Origin of the sequence: Microvirga arabica, assembly GCF_016811235.1 — a bacterium.
Taxonomy (GTDB): domain Bacteria; phylum Pseudomonadota; class Alphaproteobacteria; order Rhizobiales; family Beijerinckiaceae; genus Microvirga; species Microvirga arabica.
The window spans coordinates 1-16,691 of sequence record NZ_JAFBID010000107.1; the positions used below are offsets into that span (position 1 = coordinate 1).

The window sequence follows — 16,691 nt, forward strand, 5'->3', positions numbered from 1 at the left end:
TCATCCGATCCTCTCGGATCGGCGCAAGGACACCGCCGCCTACGCTTCTCTTCCCCTCTCAACAATGTCAAAGAGCAAAATTCCCCGCCACCAAAGACGAAGAACAGAACCTCGCGCAACCCCAGCCGCTCAAAGCGCCAGGATCAGGAGGCCCCGTCAGGCAAGCCACCAAGTGGTGGTGGTCGCCGTCGATGAACCCTATTTAGTCAAAGCCCGGACCGGTGTCAACAGCATTCGACAAGAATTTTAAAGTTCTTCTCGATGGAATGCTGCGGCCGCACAAGTACAGACACAGCTTTCCCGCTCACAGAAATGAGATCATTTCCGCGTTGACCTTGCTGCCAGGCCATAAACCCGCAGCCCATGCCGGACAAGAACCGCCAGAGGAGCAAAAACAGCGCGCCCGATACCCATCGAACCACCACAGCTCTTAGCCAAACCCGGAAGACAAACCCTCCAGGTTGCCCGCACACCACAGGAAACACCGAAGCTCACGCCCCAGGCCAAAAACCCGTAATGTCGGAAAAATCCGGAAATGCCGCCAAAGCGAAGCATCCCAGAAACAGGAGGCGCCGATATAAACACCCCCGGACATTTTGCAAGCGCTTTGTGAATGCGCCCCAAGAACCGGGAAGAACACCAACCCTCACACCAACTGATATGGGGATTGGAGAAGCTGCTTTAAAGGAGAGGGCTGCAGAGATCGTTGACAGGTCAGGCCGGTCACTCGTCCCAAAGGATGAATGCTCTTTAGGGTAGCACTGAAGCTATTCCACTAAGTGAGGAAAAGCTTGGCATTTCCGGACCTTGTGACATGGTACGGTTCACCTCCGGCCACCTGCGCTCTATGTCACCTAGCGTTGCACGGGACTTGAGTTCGGAGGAAGGGCGTGAAACCTGTTGTCATCGCCGTCGCGATCACCGGATCGGTTCCGCGCAAGAAGGACAATCCGGCCGTGCCGATCACGCCGGCCGAGGAGATCGAGTCGACCCGGCAGGCCTATGAGGTTGGTGCGACGCTGGTCCATATTCATGTGCGCAATGACGATGAGACGCCCTCCTCCGATCCCGAGCGCTTCGCGGCCGTCCAGACTGGAATCGCCGAGCAGTGCCCCGGCATGATCATTCAGTTCTCCACCGGAGGGAGAGGGCGGGATCCCGGCCAGCGCAGCAGCGCCCTTCATCTGCGCCCGGACATGGCCTCCCTGTCGACCGGCTCCGTCAACTTCCCGACCATCGTCTACGAGAACCACACAAGCCTCGTCGAAGACATGGCCGGAAAGATGAAGGAGTTCAGGATCCGGCCGGAGATCGAAATCTTCGACCTATCCCATCTTCACGGGGCGAGGCGGCTGGCTGACAAGGGTCTCATGGACGAGCAGCCGCATATCCAGTTCGTCATGGGGGTGCAGAACGCGCTGCCTGCCGAGGAGCGCCTGCTCGATATTCTCCTGAAGGAGGCCAAGCACCTGTTCCCAACCTGCACCTGGACAGCCGCGGGCATCGGGCGGCATCAGGCCAAGGTCATGGATTGGGCACTCAGCCGAGGTGCCGATGCGGTTCGTACCGGCCTTGAGGACAATATCCGTATTACGAAGGACCGCCTTGCGGTGAGCAATGCCGAGCTGGTGGAGCATGCGGTGCTCGCCGTCGAGAGGCACGGGTATCGCGTCGCCTCGACCGAGGAGGCGCGCATGCTCCTCGGATGCCGTCCCATAGCGGCACCTCAGAGCATGTAGCGCAAAGTCTCGCTGGCTGATTTCAAAAGAGGCAAGAAACGCTCCTCCATCTCCTCGGCCGAGATGCGTCCGGCCTGAGCGCTGAGGTTCAGGGCAAGGGTCACCCGGCCGTTCTTCTGCACCACCGGAACGGCAATGGAGCGAAGCCCGTATTCCAGTTCCTCGTTGACGATCGCGTAGCCCTGAGCGCGGGTCGCATCGAGGGCAGACTGAAAAGCGGCCTTGTCCGTGATCGTCTTCGGCGTGCGAGCCTCCAGCCTGACCCGTTGCATATACGCCCTGAGCGCATCCTCCGGCTGGTAGGCCAGGATTGCGCGGCCCAAGGCGGTGCAATGGGCGGGGAGGCGGCTTCCGACGCCCAGTCCGATCGACATGATCCGACGTGTAGCCGAGCGGGCGATATAGACGATGTCGTCACCATCGAGGACCGCGGCTGAACTCGACTCCCCCGTCTCTTCGGAGATCCGCTCCAGGAGCGGCTGAACCTGCGCTGAAAGAGAAGCTGAGGAAAGATAGGCGTAGCCGAGGCGCAGGATCCGGGGGGTGAGGCTGAAGTAGCGTCCGTCGAACTCGGCGTAGCCCAGCTTGGTCAGCGTCAGCAGATAGCGCCGGGCGGCCGCGCGGGTGATGCCGGTCAGCTTTGACACATCGGACAAGGTGAGCCGAGGCCGGCTCACATCGAAAGCCTCAATGACCAGCAGGCCCTTTTCGAGACTCGCAACGAAGTCACGATCTCCGGCACTCTGATCCTCGGTTGATAGGTCGTGCATTGATGCTCCGGGTGGTTCGCTGAACTTTCGTAGCCTTGACACCCTGTGCCAGAACCGTACTACATGTGCGATATGAGATTCAATGTTCGCACTGCGAACAACTCGTTAGGCTTTGGAGCGAGGCTCCTGTCCCTGATGGGAATGAACCGTGTCGAGGTGAGAGATGGCATTCGCACGCGTCAACGACGTTGTTCTTCACCATCAGGTGTTCGGGCCATCCGGTGGTCCGTCTCTTGTCTTCATCAACTCTCTGGGGAGCGATCTGCGCATCTGGCAGGAGGTCGCTCCGGCGTTCACCGAGCGATTTCGGGTCATCCTTTACGACAAGCGTGGACACGGCCTCTCCGACGCGCCGTCCGCGCCTTACACCATTGATGAGCACAACGACGATCTCCTGGCACTCCTCGATCATCATGGCGTTGAGAGGGCATCCCTCGTTGGGCTTTCGGTCGGCGGCATGATCGCGCAGCGTATGACGGTGCGAGCACCCGAGCGGGTACAGTCCATCACCCTCTGCTGCACCGCCGCGAAGATCGGCACGCCCGAACTTTGGGCAGACCGGATCGGCGCCGTTGAGGCCGGGGGCATTGATCCTATCGCCGACGCTGTCCTCCAGCGCTGGTTCACGCCGCTGTTCCACGAGACGCGGGCCGACGAACTCGCCGGCTGGCGCAATATGCTGGTCCGCACCCCAGCCCATGGCTATGCAGGCACCTGTGCGGCAATCCGTGATGCGGATCTGAGGCCGGATGCAGGCCGGATCGCGGTGCCGACCCTCTGCGTGGCAGGCGATCAGGATGGGTCGACGCCGGCAGATGTCGTGAAGGCAACGGCTGATCTCATCCCGGGGGCCCGGTTTGCGCTCATCGCAGGGGCAGGGCACATTCCCTGTGTCGAGAAGCCTGCGGAACTGTCGGGGCTCATCACGCAGCATCTCAAGGAGGCGGGACTTGTCTGAGAACAGCGAGAGCGAGCGTTACAAGGCAGGCATGGCGGTTCGCCGCCAAGTGCTGGGCGATGCCCATGTGGACCGGGCGACGGCCCAGGTGACGGACTTCGATGCAGACTTTCAGACCTTCATTACTGAGAGCGCCTGGGGCTCGGTTTGGTCGCGGCCGCATTTCACCAAGCGGGAACGCTCCATCGTGACCATCGCGCTGCTTGCCGCCTTGGGTCAGGACGACGAGGTGGCGATGCACGTCCGCGCCACGCGCAACACGGGCGCCACGAAGGAAGACATCAAGGAAGCGCTGATGCATGTCGCCGTGTACGCCGGCGTGCCGGCGGCCAACCACGCCATCAAAATCGTCAAAAAGACGTTTGCAGAGATGGAAGCGAATCCCGCGCCGCAGGCCTAGCGAAAAGCGCCTACGGAAGGTGAAGGTGAGTGCTTGAAGGGAAGAAAAGATGTCGGATCAGGGATCATTCTACCAACGGGATCGGAGCTGGCATCCACCGGCCTTCACGCGCTCCTACAAGACTTCGGTTCTGCGCTCCCCGCAGCAGCCGCTCCTGTCCCTGGAGAATACGATCTCGGAGCTGACCGGCCCTGTCTTCGGCCATGACAAGCTTGGGCCACTCGACAACGACCTGCTCCGCAACTTCGCCAAAACCGGCGACCCTATCGGCCAGAGGATCGTCGTTTACGGTCGCGTGCTCGACGAGAACGCCCGGCCCGTGCCTGGCGCCCTTCTGGAGTTCTGGCAGGCTAATGCGGGCGGGCGCTACCGTCACAAGAAGGAAACCTATCTCGCGGCCATTGACCCGAACTTCGGTGGTTGCGGGCGCGTGATCACCGATGAGGAAGGCCGCTACTGGTTCCGCACCATCAAGCCCGGCGCGTACCCTTGGCCGAACGGCGTCAACGACTGGCGTCCCGCCCACATTCACTTCTCGGTCTTCGGCCATGCCTTCGCGCAGCGGCTGATCACCCAGATGTACTTCGAAGGCGATCCGATGATCTGGCAGGATCCCATCGTGGCGACGATTCCGGACAAGGCCGCTATCGAGCAGTTGGTTGCTGCTCTCGACCGTCAGAATACGCTGCCCATGGATGCGCTGGCCTACAAGTTCGACATCGTCCTGCGAGGCCGCCGCTCGACCATGTTCGAGAACCGCATGGAGGGGAACTGATGGTCCAGAAATTGTCACTCCTGAAGGAATCCCCGTCCCAGACGGCAGGTCCCTATGTCCATATCGGCACGAACCCCAACTGGGTCGAGATCACCGGCGTCTGGCAGGAGGATCTCGGGCTTGTCCTAGTTGGCCCCGAGACCAAGGGCGAGCGCATCGTCATCAAGGGTCGCGTGTTCGACGGCGCCGGCGATAGTTTGAGGGACGCTCTCATCGAGATCTGGCAGGCCGATGCCGACGGGCTCTACAACAGTCCGCAGGAAAAGCGCGGCAAGGCCGATCCGAACTTCGTCGGCTGGGGCCGGCAGCCCGCTGACGGCACGACCGGAGAATATCGGTTCGAGACCATCAAGCCCGGTCGCGTTCCCTACAAGGACGGCCGACTGATGGCCCCGCACATCACGGTCTGGATCGTCGCCCGCGGCATCAACACCGGCCTGCACACCCGCCTGTATTTCAGCGACGAGGAGGCCGCCAATGCCGAATGCCCGGTCCTTGCCCGGATCGCCCACAAGGCGCGAGTCCCAACTCTGATTGCCACCAGGGCTGAGGAGAACGGCCTGCCGACCTATACCTTCGACATCCATATCCAGGGTGAGAAGGAAACCGTGTTCTTCGACATCTGAACATCGACCTGAGAGCGTATGATGGCCAAGTTTCAAAGCCTCAAGGAGGCTGTTGCCGAGAACCTGCGCGACGGCGACGCCGTCGCGTTCGAGGGGTTCACCCATCTCATTCCCCATGCGGCTGCCCATGAGGTGATCCGCCAGGGCCGCAAGGACCTGACGCTGATCCGCATGACCCCCGACATCATCTACGACCAGCTGATCGGCATGGGCTTGGCCAGGAAGGTGATCTTCTCCTATGCTGGCAACCCGGGCGTTGGCCTGCTGCGCCGCATGCGGGACGCCATCGAAAACAATTGGCCGCGCGCTATCGAGACGGAGGAGCACAGCCACGCCGCCATGGCCAATGCCTACGAGGCCGGAGCCGCAGGCCTTCCGTGCGCTGTGTTCCGCGGATACCGCGGCGCGGGCCTGAAAGACGTCAATCCGATGATTAAGAGCGTCACCTGCCCGTTCACGGGCGAGGAACTCGCGGCCGTGCCGGCCCATCGGCCCGATGTGGCCTTCATCCATGCCCAGAAGGCGAACAGGCGCGGCGACGTGCTGGTCGAGGGTATCGTGGGCGTGCAGAAGGAAGCGGTCCTGGCCTCCAAGCGTTCCGTGGTCACCGTCGAGGAAATCGTCGAGGATTTCGACGATCTGCACCCGAACCTGTGCGTGCTGCCGCATTGGACCGTCACGTCCATTGCCCACGTTCCGGGCGGAGCACACCCGTCCTACACCCACGGCTATTACGACCGCGACAACGCCGCCTATATGGAGTGGGACAAGATCTCCGCCGACCGGGATCTCTTCACCGCCTGGATGAGGGAGAACGTGCTTGATGCCGGGCCTGAAGTCTTCGCCGCTCGCGTGAAGGGACTGTAAGCATGACGAACCTTTCCGACTTCACGCCCAATGAGATGATGACCATTGCGGCGGCCCGCGCTCTGTCCAACGACGATGTGTGCTTCGTCGGGATCGGTGCGCCCTCGGCTGCCTGCAACGTGGCGCGGCTCACCCATGCGCCCGACATTACCTTGATCTATGAGAGCGGCACCATTGGCACCGCGCCGGACGTGCTGCCGCTTTCCATCGGCGACGGCGTGCTGTGCGAAACGGCCGTGACCACCGTGTCGGTGCCGGAGATGTTCCGCTACTGGCTCCAGGGCGGGCGCATCTCCATCGGGTTCTTGGGCGCCGCCCAACTCGACCGCTTCGGCAACATCAACACCACGGTGATTGGCGATTACCACAAGCCGCAGGTGCGGCTGCCCGGCGGCGGTGGCGCGCCCGAGATTGCCACCTCCTGCCAGGAGGTGTTCATCACCTTGAAGCAGACCACCCGCGGGATGGTGGACAAGATCGATTTCTACACCTCGCTCGGACACGGCGAGGGTGGCAACCACCGCCAGCGGCTCGGCATCACCACCAAGGGGCCGACTCTCCTGATCACGGATCTGGCGATCTGGAAGCCTGATCCCGAGACCAAGGAGTTCACGGTTGTGTCCATGCACCGGGGTGTGACAAGAGACAGGATGCAGGACACCTGCGGCTGGAAGGTGCGCTTCTCGGAACGCCTTGAGGAAACGCCACCGCCATCCGAACTCGAACTCACCACCTTGCGCGAGCTTCAGGCGAGAACTGAGAAGGCTCACGGTGGCAAGAAGGGAAGCTGACATGCGGGAAGCCTATATCTGCGCCTACGTACGCACGCCCATCGGCCGCTATAGCGGCTCCCTGTCGAGTGTCCGTGCGGATGATCTCGCAGCAGTTCCATTGAGGGCTCTGATGGAGCGCCACCCGAACATCGACTTCGAGGCTGTCGAGGACGTGTTCTATGGCTGCGCCAACCAGGCGGGCGAGGACAACCGCAACGTGGCACGCATGGCCGTGCTGCTGGCAGGCCTGCCCGGCTCCATTCCGGGCACCACCATCAACCGTCTCTGCGGCTCCGGCATGGATGCGGTCATCGCCGCGGCCCGCGCCATCAAGGCAGGCGAGGCTGAAATGATGATTGCCGGCGGTGTGGAATCCATGTCGCGCGCACCCTACGTCATGCCCAAGGCCGATACGGCCTTTTCCCGCAATGCCGAGATCTTCGATACGACCATCGGCTGGCGCTTCATCAACCCGTTGATGAAACAGCAATACGGCGTCGATTCCATGCCGGAAACCGGTGAGAACGTGGCGGCGGATTTCGGCGTCTCCCGTGAGGATCAGGATGCCTTCGCCCTACGCTCACAGAAGAAGGCCACCGCCGCTCAGGCGAATGGACGTCTGGCCCAGGAGATCGTGCCGGTCACGATCCCGAAACGGAAGGGCGATCCGGTGGTCGTCGACAAGGACGAGCACCCCCGCGGTGATACCACCCTGGAGCAGTTGGCGAAACTCCCCACGCCGTTCCGGAAGGAAGGGGGCACGGTGACAGCCGGCAACGCGTCTGGCGTCAATGACGGCTCGGCCGCCTTGATCATCGCGTCTGAGGAAGCGGTCAGGAAGTATGGTCTGGAGCCCATCGCCCGGGTGCTCGGCGGGGCAACGGCCGGCGTGCCGCCGCGGATCATGGGCATCGGACCGGCGCCTTCCACCAAGAAGCTCTGCACCCGCCTGGGCCTCAAGCCGACCGACTTTGACGTGGTGGAACTGAACGAGGCTTTTGCCAGCCAGGGCCTTGCCGTTCTTCGCGAACTCGGCATCCCGGAAGATGCTGAGCACGTGAACCCGAATGGCGGCGCCATCGCGCTCGGGCACCCGCTCGGCATGTCTGGCGCCCGCATCACCGGCACGGCGGCACTTGAGTTGAGGCTGCGGGGCAGGAAGCGCGCCCTGGCCACCATGTGTGTGGGTGTCGGGCAGGGCATCTCCATCGCCCTTGAGGCTGTTTAAGCTCGCCCGCCATGATGACACAGACGCTCCCAGACCCCTTGCTGCAGGCCCTCGTCGGCGACGAGGAGGTGGGAGCGCTGTTCTCGAATGAAGCCGAGCTCTCGGCCCTGTTGCGCGTTGAGGCCGCTCTTGCCCAGGCCGAGGCGCAGGCTGGCCTGATCAGCGATGAGGCAGCGAAGCGAATTACAGAAGCCTGCGGCTCCTTCCAGGCCGATTGGGCCGGTTTGGCTGCGGGTTTGGCACAAGACGGAGTAATCGTTCCGGTCTTCGTCAAGCAGTTGCGAACCGCTGTCGGAGAGGCTCACGCGAAGGCTGTGCATTTCGGCACGACAAGCCAGGACATCATCGACACGGCTCTCGCGCTTCGTCTGAAGAGCGCGGTCGAGATCTTCAAGTATCGTCTGGATGGGTTGATCCATACCCTTCGCGCTCTCAAGGATCGCGATGGTGAGACACCCCTGATGGCACATACGCGCATGCAGCAGGCGCTTCCATTTGCGGCCGCCGACAAGATCGACACCTGGATCCAGCCGCTGGAGCGGCACCGGAACGCTCTGGATGCGCTTGCTCGGCTGGTTCTGGCAGTCCAGCTCGGCGGCCCTGTTGGCACCAGGGCCGAATTGAAGGGCCATGGCGATGCCGTAGCCGATGCTTTGGCCAAGATCCTCGGGCTCAGCGCGGCGCCGTCCTGGCACTCTCAGCGGGACCGGATCGGCGAGTTTGCCGCCTTCCTGTCGCTTCTCTCCGGAACCCTGGGGAAGATCGGCCAGGACGTTGTTCTCATGGCCCAGAATGAAGTGGCCGAGGTGCGGCTTGCCACCGGCGGCGGCTCATCGGCCATGCCGCATAAGTCCAATCCCGTGCCGGCAGAGATCCTCGTGACCCTGGCCCGGTTCAACGCGGGCCTGCTCGGAACGCTTCATCAGGCTCTCGTGCATGAGAACGAGCGGTCCGGCGCCGCGTGGACCCTCGAGTGGATGGTGCTGCCGCAGATGGTTGTGGCAACCGCTGCGGGCTTGAGAAGCGCTCAAGCCTTGGTTGGAGGGATGAGTTTCTCGGCCTCGCAGGCCCGGGTTTGACCTTTTTCACGCATCTCCAACGATTGCGGTGATCCGGCCCGAACCGCCGCAATCTGGACAGGGCTTCTCGCTGATGCGACCGGATCCATTGCAGGTCGGGCAGATGTTCTCCCCCGTCTGCTTCGTGCCCGGCGCATCCTCATCCCCGGGGTTCTTTCGATCTGTGTCGGACATGGGCTCCTCCGTGCCAGGGAAACGTGGCGTAGCGTCATAGGTTTCTGCCGCCGCACCTTGTAAGGATGGGCTTGGGTCGGTTGGAACTCTGAGCTCCGAGACAAAGCGCCTTCATATTGTTTGTTGCACAGCTGAGGTCCATTCTGCCCAAAATGGCCGTGGCAGCGGCCTTCAGGAGAAGATTGCCATGCGTACAAAGGTCGCCATCATCGGCTCGGGTCCGGCCGGGCTCCTGCTGGGGCGGCTCCTGGAGAATGCTCGAATCGAGACCGTGATCCTGGAGCGCCGCAGTCAGGACTATGTCTTAAGCCGCATCCGGGCCGGTGTACTGGAACAGGGCACGGTGGAACTCCTGGACAGGGCAGGGGTCGGCGAGAAAATGCACGCCGAAGGTCTCGTCCACGAGGGCGTCGAGTTCTGCTTCGACGGCGACCGCCACCGCTTCAACTTCCAAGAGCTGATCGGCCGCACGGTGATGGTTTATGGGCAGACGGAGGTCACCCGCGACCTCATGCAGGCCCGCGATGGTTCAGGTCTGACGACCATCTATGAAGCGGAAAACGTCTCTCTGCACGACTTCGACAGGGACGGGCCGAAGGTACGTTATGTGAAGGATGGCGTCGAGCACGAGCTTGCCTGCGACTTCATCGCCGGTTGCGACGGCTATCACGGCGTGTCTCGCGCCAGCGTCCCTCAGGAAGCGCTGCGCACGTTTGAACGGGTCTATCCTTTCGGCTGGCTGGGCATTCTCGTCGACAAGCCGCCTGTTGCCGACGAGTTGATCTACGCCCATCACGAGCGCGGCTTTGCCCTCTGCTCCATGAGGTCGCCCACCCGCAGCCGCTACTACGTTCAGGTGCCTTCCAGCGACAGGTTGGAAGAGTGGTCGGATCAGCGTTTCTGGGACGAGCTGCGGCGGCGTATCGACGAGGAAACGGCTGACAACCTGGTGACAGGTCCGTCAATCGAGAAATCCATTGCACCCCTGAGGAGCTTCGTGGCCGAGCCACTGCGCTTCGGGCGCCTGTTTCTTGCCGGCGATGCGGCTCATATCGTGCCGCCGACCGGGGCCAAGGGCTTGAACCTCGCGGCCAGCGATGTTGCCGCTTTGGCGGAGGCGCTGATCGAGTACTACACCGAGCAATCCTCCGCCGGGATCGACGGCTATTCCGCGCGTGTGCTGTCACGAATCTGGAAGGCCGAGCGGTTCTCCTGGTGGATGACGTCTATTCTCCACACCTTCCCGGATACGGATCCGTTCGGCAGGCGCATTCAAAGAGCGGAGTTCGACTATCTCAGGGGCTCCACGGCTGCGGCCCGCTCACTGGCCGAGAACTACACCGGACTGCCGTTCTGAACCCGCTTGAATGACCCACTGCCGACGATCAGTTGCGCCCAGGCTTCGGGTGCTGGTCTCCCTTGTGCTTGGAAGTCGCCCTCCTTCTAAACCGACCGGACCTGCCTGCTGAGCCGATAGCGGCCGCAATAATAGACCATTTATAATATAGAAATATTCTAAGTAGAATTTAGAAGCAATATAAAGAGCAATTTTCAAGTTAAAATGATTAAAAACTATAGTATTTGACTCGTAATTGGCGCCTCTGCTAGGCGGAAACTATCGTTGTGTAATGAAGGTTTCCGCCGTGAAGCTCCCCTTTGTGCTCCTTGCATCCACTGCTCTTGCTTTTATCCCAGGTCAAACATTCGCTCAGGCCAGCGGGCAGGGTGTCATCGAACTCGATGAAGTGACAGTCGAGGGCACGCGGGAGGGGCAGGGCGGCCCGATTTCGGCCAATGGCTACGTCGCCACTTCGTCCCGCACCGCGACGAAGACCGACACGCCTCTTCTGGAGACGCCTCAATCTATCTCGACCATTACGCAGCAGCAGCTCGATGACCGGAAGCCTCAGGCGCTGCTCGATGCGGTCGCCTACACGCCCGGAGCGCGGGTTGGGAGCTATGGCTTCGATACGCGCTACGACGCCTTCACGATCCGCGGCATCGACATGACCTATACGGGCGTGTTCCGCGACGGGCTGCGCCAGGTCAACAGCCCCAACGGTCTGTTCCGGCTTGAGCCCTATGGTCTTGAGGGCATCTCAATCCTGCGCGGTCCCGCGGCTTCCATCTATGGCGCCAGCAGCACCGGTGGCATCGTGGATCTGATCTCAAAGCGTCCGACCTTCCTGCCCTTCCGCGAAGTCGAGATACAGACTGGCTCCTATGGCCGCTTGCAGGGCAACTTCGACCTCTCTGGGCCGGTCAACGCCGACAACACTTTGTTCTACCGCCTGACCGGCCTTGTTCGTGATGCGGGAACCCAGATCGATGCGGTACAGGATGACCGCGTCCTCATAGCGCCTGCCTTCACCTGGAAGCCAAACGATGCGACCACCTTCACGGTGCTTGGCGAGTACATGGACTCGAACACCGGTGGCAGCGCGGCCTATGTCAACAACTATGAACTGGACGCGAACGGCGTTTCGACCGGCCGGGTGATCGGCGCCACCAGGGTTTATGAAGGAGATCCCCGCTATAACGATTACCGTCAGAAGCAGGGGCGGATCGGCTACGAGTTCGAGCACCGCTTCAGCGACATGTTCACCCTGCGCCAGCGCGTGAGGTTCTCGGCTCTCGGCACCAACCAGGAATATTACTCCCTTGGCGCTGGCTCCGGGCTCGTCCGCGAGCAGAACTGGGGAGTCGTCACCGACACGCATCTCGAAAGCCGCGTCAGAGCGGGAGCGGTTGATCACACAATTCTCGCTGGCCTCGATGTCAGCCGCCTTAGCTACAGAAATAGACTGGCGTTCGGCGCCGTTCCCATTGGGGCGGATCCTGACAGCATCTACCAGCGCGACGAGCAGACCCAGACACTGACCGGCATCTATGTTCAGGACCAAATCAAATGGCAGAACTGGCGCCTGACCCTGGGCGGCCGCCATGACTGGCTGACAAGCGAATTCGAAACTAATGGAGCAGAGTTCGATCAGAATGACTCCAAGTTCACCGGGCGTGCGGCCTTGGGCTACGTGACCCAGTTCGGACTGGCGCCTTACGTGAGCTACGGCACGTCCTTCACCCCGAACCCGGGCACCGTTCTCAACGGCGGTGTGGCCGAGCCGACAACCGGCGAGCAGCTCGAAATTGGCGTGAAGTACGATCTACCGGGCTACAACGCCTCGCTGCGAGCGGCTATCTTCGACCTGCGCCAAGATGGGGCGGTGGTCTACCAGGTGGTCGAGGGCCTGAACCGGCAGGTTCAGCTCGATGTGCGCTCGCGTGGCTTCGAGGTCGAAGGCGTCGCATCTCTGGCCGAAGGGCTCAACCTCCAGGCTACCTACTCATACACCGATGCCGAGATCCTGAAGCTGACACCCGAGACAGAAGGCAAGCAACTGTCGAGCGTGCCTAACCACATGGCCTCGCTCTGGCTCGACTATACAATCCAGGAGGGACCGGCGAGAGGTCTCGGCGTCGCCGGCGGCGTCCGCTATGTGGGCTCCAGCTTCGGCGACACCCTCAACCGCGCCATCATCGAGAATGATGCCCGCACCTATCTCGATGCCTCGATCCGCTATGACCTGGAAAACATCAATCCAAGTCTCAAAGGAATGCGTTTCCAGGTGAATGCCACCAATCTCCTCGATGAGGACGGTCAGGTCTGCACGTCGAACTACTGCTACTGGGATGAAGGTCGCAAGGTCATTGCGAGCTTGCGTTACCGGTGGTGAGCGCGGTGAGGTCTCAGGAGCCCGCCAAGCGGGATCTCAGATCGCCCATGGCAGTCGTCCTTGCTATCAGTGGGCTGTATGTCGGGCAGAGCATCATCAGCGGAGTGACGTTCACCGCTCTTCCGAGCGTTCTTCGTGACCATGGAGTGTCCCTCGACACCATCGGCCTGACCTATCTTGTGGTCCTGCCCTGGGTCCTGAAATTTCTTTGGGCGCCGGCGCTTGAACGCTTCCGACTGCCTGAGAACGGTCCGAGCCGTTCGCGCTCGATTGTGCTGATCGGCGGCCTGATCTCCGCGTCTGGCCTCATTCTGGCTGGCCTCATCGCCCCAACAAATATCTGGCCGATCATGGCGATCTTCGTGGCGATCGCCTTCGCGGCATCGACGGTCGACATCGCCTGCGACGGGCATGCCGTGGAAAGCCTCCATCAGAGACACCACGGTTGGGGCAACGCCGCACAGGTTGGAGGTGCCTATCTCGGAGCGGCGATCGGATCCGGGTTGTTCCTGGTGCTCGTTGCGCAAGTGAACTGGACCTGGGCGATGGTCGCCATGGCAGCGCTCCTCGGCATGCTTGGTCTGCCGTTTCTCCTGTCACCAGCATCGAAGCCGGAAGCGGCGCGTTTGCACCGGCCCTCGATAGGGCAGGCCCTCAGGCGCGTCGAGATGCGCAAGGGCCTCGTCCTTGCCGCCTTTTATGCTGCGTCCCAAAAATGGGGCCTCTTCATGATGGGCCCGTTCCTCATCGATGCAGGTCTCGATCTGACATCGCTTGGAGCGATCAACGGGACAGGCGGAATGATCGTCGGCTTTGCCTGCGCGCTCCTGGGAGGCGCCTGTGTCAGAGCCTGGGGCTCCCGGCCGATAATGATCCTGGCTGCAAACGGCCGCACTGTCAGGCCTCGGCTTGGCCGCATGGGCAGGCGATACGACGCAATGGCTCTTAATCACACTGGCACTGGCAAGCTCATCGGGGATTTTGGCGGTCGGTTTCGTCGCGTTATACGCCAGGTTCATGGAGCTTTCCGACCCACGTCAGGCAGGCATCGACTTCACGCTCCTACAATGTACGGACGCACTCGTTAGCATGATCGGGGGTATCGGATCGGGATGGATCGCGCAGCATTTCGGCTATAGCGCCTGCTTCGGAGTTGCCGCCTTCCTTACCGTAGTGGCGCTCCCGGTCGTTGTTCTGCTAGGCCGGCGATCTCCTTCCTCGGTTGAGGAAATAGAGAACAGCCTTTCTCCAAGGGTAGCGGCGCACCAGCTATGATCCCGTCGCTTGCCCCGTGCTTCACTGGAATCTTCGTCCACTACAAGGATGCCCTGGCTCTTCCGGGAGAGCACAGCTCCGTCATTCCCGGTCGCGATCTTCTCGACCGAAATACTTCGGAAAACCTTCTGGCCCGGTTTGCAGAGGTTCATGCCGGAGGCGACCGACGGGCCATCGTGTCCATGTGGACGCAATGGCATTTTGGCGCTCTCATCATTCCCACCACCGCCGCGATGCTGTTGCTCGGGCGCGATCTGCACGTCGACCTGGAACGGATCAGCCTTGCGGTGGACGGCAAGGGGAAGACCACGGCCATTGTCCTCCCCAACGACGAAATTCCTGCGATTTCTGTTTCCGAAGGCTGCTTCTCACGCCTCTTTCAAAACCATGTGGAGCCCCTGATCCGGCACTTCGTCGCACAGTTCAAAGTTTCGCCGCGCCTCCTGTGGAACAATGCCACCGACATCTTCGAGTGGGCTCTTGATCAGGCTGAGGCGATAGGGACGGTCCGATCGGACGCTCTGCACGAGGGCCGTTCGCTTCTCTGCACTCGCCTCCGCACCAATGGCCAGTCCAACCCCATGTACGGGTTGGTTCGGCACGTGAAGCAGGGTGATATCACGGTCAGGCAGCGAAAGCTCTGCTGCCTGCGCTATCTCCTGCCCGGCGTTGCGTGCTGCGGAAGCATATGCCCTTCGCCGCCGGCGAACGCTGGGAACTAGGAGGGGAACTTCGCCACGCAGAGGAGAGGCGGGATTCTATGCGTCCGATCAGCAAAAAGTGGCGGAGGGGATGTCCGCCATACTAACGTCCAGCCACATCTAGCTGCATCCGGAAATCCCCTGAAAAACTAGGCTATTGCGCTGACATGCATCTTACGTGGCCCAGCATCATCCGCTACAATCCAGCCTCAAAGGTGGGGAAGAAGGTGGGGAAGGATAGGGGCAGATGGCACGACAGCTGCATACGTTGAGCGCCAGAACGGTCGCAACACTCACAAAGCCGGGACGGCACTCTGACGGCGGCGGGCTCTACCTGAACATCACCGCCAGCGGTGCCCGCTCCTGGGTGTTCATGTGGAAGGCGGACGGCAAGCGCCGGGAGATGGGGCTTGGTCCGCTGCGGGATGTGGCGCTCGCCAAAGCCCGCGAGAGGGCCGCAGAGGTCCGCCAGAAGCTTGCGGACGGGCTCGACCCTATCGCGGCACGGGACAACAAGCCCCAGGTGATGACCTTCGGTGAGGCTGCGGACGCTCTGATTGAGAGCATGTCCTCCTCCTGGCGCAACGAGAAGCACCGTGCCCAGTGGAAGATGACCCTCACCGTCTACTGCGAACCGCTCCGGGCCAAGCCGGTGACGGAGATTGGCACTGAGGAGGTCCTGAAGGTTCTCCAGCCGCTTTGGACGGCCAAGCCCGAGACAGCCTCACGGCTGAGGGGACGAATGGAGCGGGTGTTCGACTTTGCCCGTGCGCGAGGGCAGGGGGCTGGCGAGAACCCGGCTCGGTGGCGAGGGCATCTCGACGCTGTTCTGCCTAAGCGGGCGAGGCTCACACGCGGCCACCACAAGGCGATGCCATTTGATGAGGTGCCCGCGTTCATGGTGAAGCTGCGGGAGCGGGAGGGCATTGCCCCACGTGCTCTGGAGTTCGCCATCCTCACCGCCGCCCGGTCCGGGGAGGTGTTCGGAGCCCTGTGGAATGAGTTTGATCTTGAAGCCGGTGTCTGGACCGTTCCTGCATCCCGCATGAAGGCAGGCCGGGAGCACCGGGTTCCGCTTTCTTCCCGAGCGGTTGAGATCCTGCGGGAGATGCAGCAGAAGCGGCTCAGCGACCTTGTATTCCCTGGCATGAAGCCGGGGCGCCCGCTGTCGGTTATGGCGCTGGAGATGGTGCTGCGGCGGATGAAGGTCGATGTCACGGTGCACGGCTTCCGTAGCGCCTTCCGTGACTGGGCAGGCGAACGCACCCACTTTCCGCGTGAAGTGGCGGAGGCCGCTCTGGCTCACCTCGTGGGCGATGCGGTCGAGCGGGCATACCGGCGAGGTGATGCTCTGGAGAAGCGCCGCAAGCTGATGGACGCATGGGCTGATTTCCTTGAGCGGCAGCCCCAAGGAAATGTTCTGCGTTTCAATGCAAGTGCGGGCGGCTCTTCAAACTAGCGCGTCGCAAATATCCACAGACCCCAGTTGATACCCGAAATCCACAACAACCCACGCTAAGGTCTGTGGGGATTCACATGAGGTTGGGCTTATGATTCAAGCTCTTGATGGATCGCTATGTCTTGACGGACGC

Annotated in this window: 17 protein-coding genes and 1 pseudogene; 16 read left to right on the forward strand and 2 right to left on the reverse strand. The window is 61.8% G+C overall.

Features of this window, described 5'->3' with window-relative positions; all coding sequences use genetic code 11:
- Positions 1-250, forward strand: a 250-nt coding sequence (locus tag JQC81_RS32805; RefSeq protein WP_210347315.1) for a hypothetical protein, incomplete at its 5' end; no start/stop codon positions are given.
- 640 nt (positions 251-890) lie between these two features.
- A complete protein-coding gene (locus tag JQC81_RS29395; protein ID WP_203275327.1) occupies positions 891-1,739 on the forward strand; it encodes a 3-oxoadipate:acetyl-CoA acetyltransferase in 849 nt (282 codons plus the stop codon).
- On the opposite strand, the gene JQC81_RS29400 is transcribed toward JQC81_RS29395, so the two are convergent.
- Positions 1,727-2,509: an IclR family transcriptional regulator gene (locus JQC81_RS29400; RefSeq protein WP_203275328.1), complete on the reverse strand. Its 783-nt coding sequence runs from the start codon at positions 2,507-2,509 to the stop codon at positions 1,727-1,729. The genes JQC81_RS29395 and JQC81_RS29400 overlap by 13 nt on opposite strands.
- 163 nt (positions 2,510-2,672) lie before the next feature.
- Between JQC81_RS29400 and pcaD the strand changes: the two genes are divergently transcribed.
- The 8 genes from pcaD to JQC81_RS29440 are packed head-to-tail and all read left to right on the forward strand — an operon-like array spanning position 2,673 to position 9,215.
- Positions 2,673-3,467: a 3-oxoadipate enol-lactonase gene (pcaD, locus tag JQC81_RS29405; protein ID WP_203275329.1), complete on the forward strand. Its 795-nt coding sequence runs from the start codon at positions 2,673-2,675 to the stop codon at positions 3,465-3,467.
- A gap of 31 nt (positions 3,468-3,498) precedes the next feature.
- Positions 3,499-3,867, forward strand: coding sequence for a 4-carboxymuconolactone decarboxylase (gene pcaC, locus JQC81_RS29410; RefSeq protein ID WP_246520739.1), 369 nt, complete (start codon positions 3,499-3,501; stop codon positions 3,865-3,867).
- A gap of 49 nt (positions 3,868-3,916) precedes the next feature.
- Complete coding sequence (pcaH, locus tag JQC81_RS29415; protein ID WP_203275331.1) at positions 3,917-4,642, forward strand: protocatechuate 3,4-dioxygenase subunit beta; 726 nt, start codon at positions 3,917-3,919, stop codon at positions 4,640-4,642.
- Positions 4,642-5,268 carry a protocatechuate 3,4-dioxygenase subunit alpha gene (pcaG, locus tag JQC81_RS29420; protein WP_203275332.1) on the forward strand — a complete coding sequence of 209 codons (627 nt, stop codon included), beginning with the start codon at positions 4,642-4,644 and terminating at the stop codon, positions 5,266-5,268. The genes pcaH and pcaG overlap by 1 nt, the downstream gene beginning before the upstream one ends.
- 21 nt (positions 5,269-5,289) lie before the next feature.
- Complete coding sequence (locus tag JQC81_RS29425) at positions 5,290-6,135, forward strand: CoA transferase subunit A (protein WP_203275333.1); 846 nt, start codon at positions 5,290-5,292, stop codon at positions 6,133-6,135.
- Positions 6,136-6,137: 2 nt separating this feature from the next.
- On the forward strand, positions 6,138-6,926 hold the full coding sequence (locus JQC81_RS29430) for a CoA-transferase subunit beta (protein WP_203275334.1): 789 nt from the start codon (positions 6,138-6,140) through the stop codon (positions 6,924-6,926).
- A gap of 1 nt (position 6,927) precedes the next feature.
- A complete protein-coding gene (gene pcaF / locus JQC81_RS29435; protein WP_203275335.1) occupies positions 6,928-8,136 on the forward strand; it encodes a 3-oxoadipyl-CoA thiolase in 1,209 nt (402 codons plus the stop codon).
- A gap of 11 nt (positions 8,137-8,147) precedes the next feature.
- Complete coding sequence (locus JQC81_RS29440; protein ID WP_376772474.1) at positions 8,148-9,215, forward strand: 3-carboxy-cis,cis-muconate cycloisomerase; 1,068 nt, start codon at positions 8,148-8,150, stop codon at positions 9,213-9,215.
- Between the two features lie 6 nt (positions 9,216-9,221).
- Here the strand turns inward: JQC81_RS29440 and JQC81_RS29445 are convergent, their stop codons facing one another.
- Positions 9,222-9,389 carry a hypothetical protein gene (locus tag JQC81_RS29445; protein ID WP_203275336.1) on the reverse strand — a complete coding sequence of 56 codons (168 nt, stop codon included), beginning with the start codon at positions 9,387-9,389 and terminating at the stop codon, positions 9,222-9,224.
- 187 nt (positions 9,390-9,576) lie between these two features.
- Between JQC81_RS29445 and pobA the strand changes: the two genes are divergently transcribed.
- The 6 genes and pseudogenes from pobA to JQC81_RS29470 all read left to right on the forward strand — a co-directional run bounded on the left by pobA (position 9,577) and on the right by JQC81_RS29470 (position 16,558).
- On the forward strand, positions 9,577-10,746 hold the full coding sequence (gene pobA / locus JQC81_RS29450) for a 4-hydroxybenzoate 3-monooxygenase (RefSeq protein ID WP_203275337.1): 1,170 nt from the start codon (positions 9,577-9,579) through the stop codon (positions 10,744-10,746).
- A gap of 286 nt (positions 10,747-11,032) precedes the next feature.
- Positions 11,033-13,123: a TonB-dependent siderophore receptor gene (locus JQC81_RS29455; protein ID WP_203275338.1), complete on the forward strand. Its 2,091-nt coding sequence runs from the start codon at positions 11,033-11,035 to the stop codon at positions 13,121-13,123.
- 47 nt (positions 13,124-13,170) lie between these two features.
- Positions 13,171-13,944, forward strand: a pseudogene (locus JQC81_RS33570) (MFS transporter); the annotation flags it as partial.
- An 88-nt stretch (positions 13,945-14,032) separates the two neighbouring features.
- On the forward strand, positions 14,033-14,398 hold the full coding sequence (locus tag JQC81_RS33575; RefSeq protein ID WP_246520738.1) for an MFS transporter: 366 nt from the start codon (positions 14,033-14,035) through the stop codon (positions 14,396-14,398).
- Positions 14,395-15,120 (forward strand): siderophore-iron reductase FhuF, encoded by a 726-nt coding sequence (gene fhuF, locus JQC81_RS29465; protein ID WP_203275339.1) that lies wholly within the window; start codon positions 14,395-14,397, stop codon positions 15,118-15,120. Before JQC81_RS33575 ends, fhuF begins: the two co-directional genes overlap by 4 nt.
- Before the next feature lie 226 nt (positions 15,121-15,346).
- Positions 15,347-16,558 carry a tyrosine-type recombinase/integrase gene (locus tag JQC81_RS29470; protein ID WP_203275340.1) on the forward strand — a complete coding sequence of 404 codons (1,212 nt, stop codon included), beginning with the start codon at positions 15,347-15,349 and terminating at the stop codon, positions 16,556-16,558.
- The last annotated feature ends 133 nt before the right edge of the window (positions 16,559-16,691 follow it).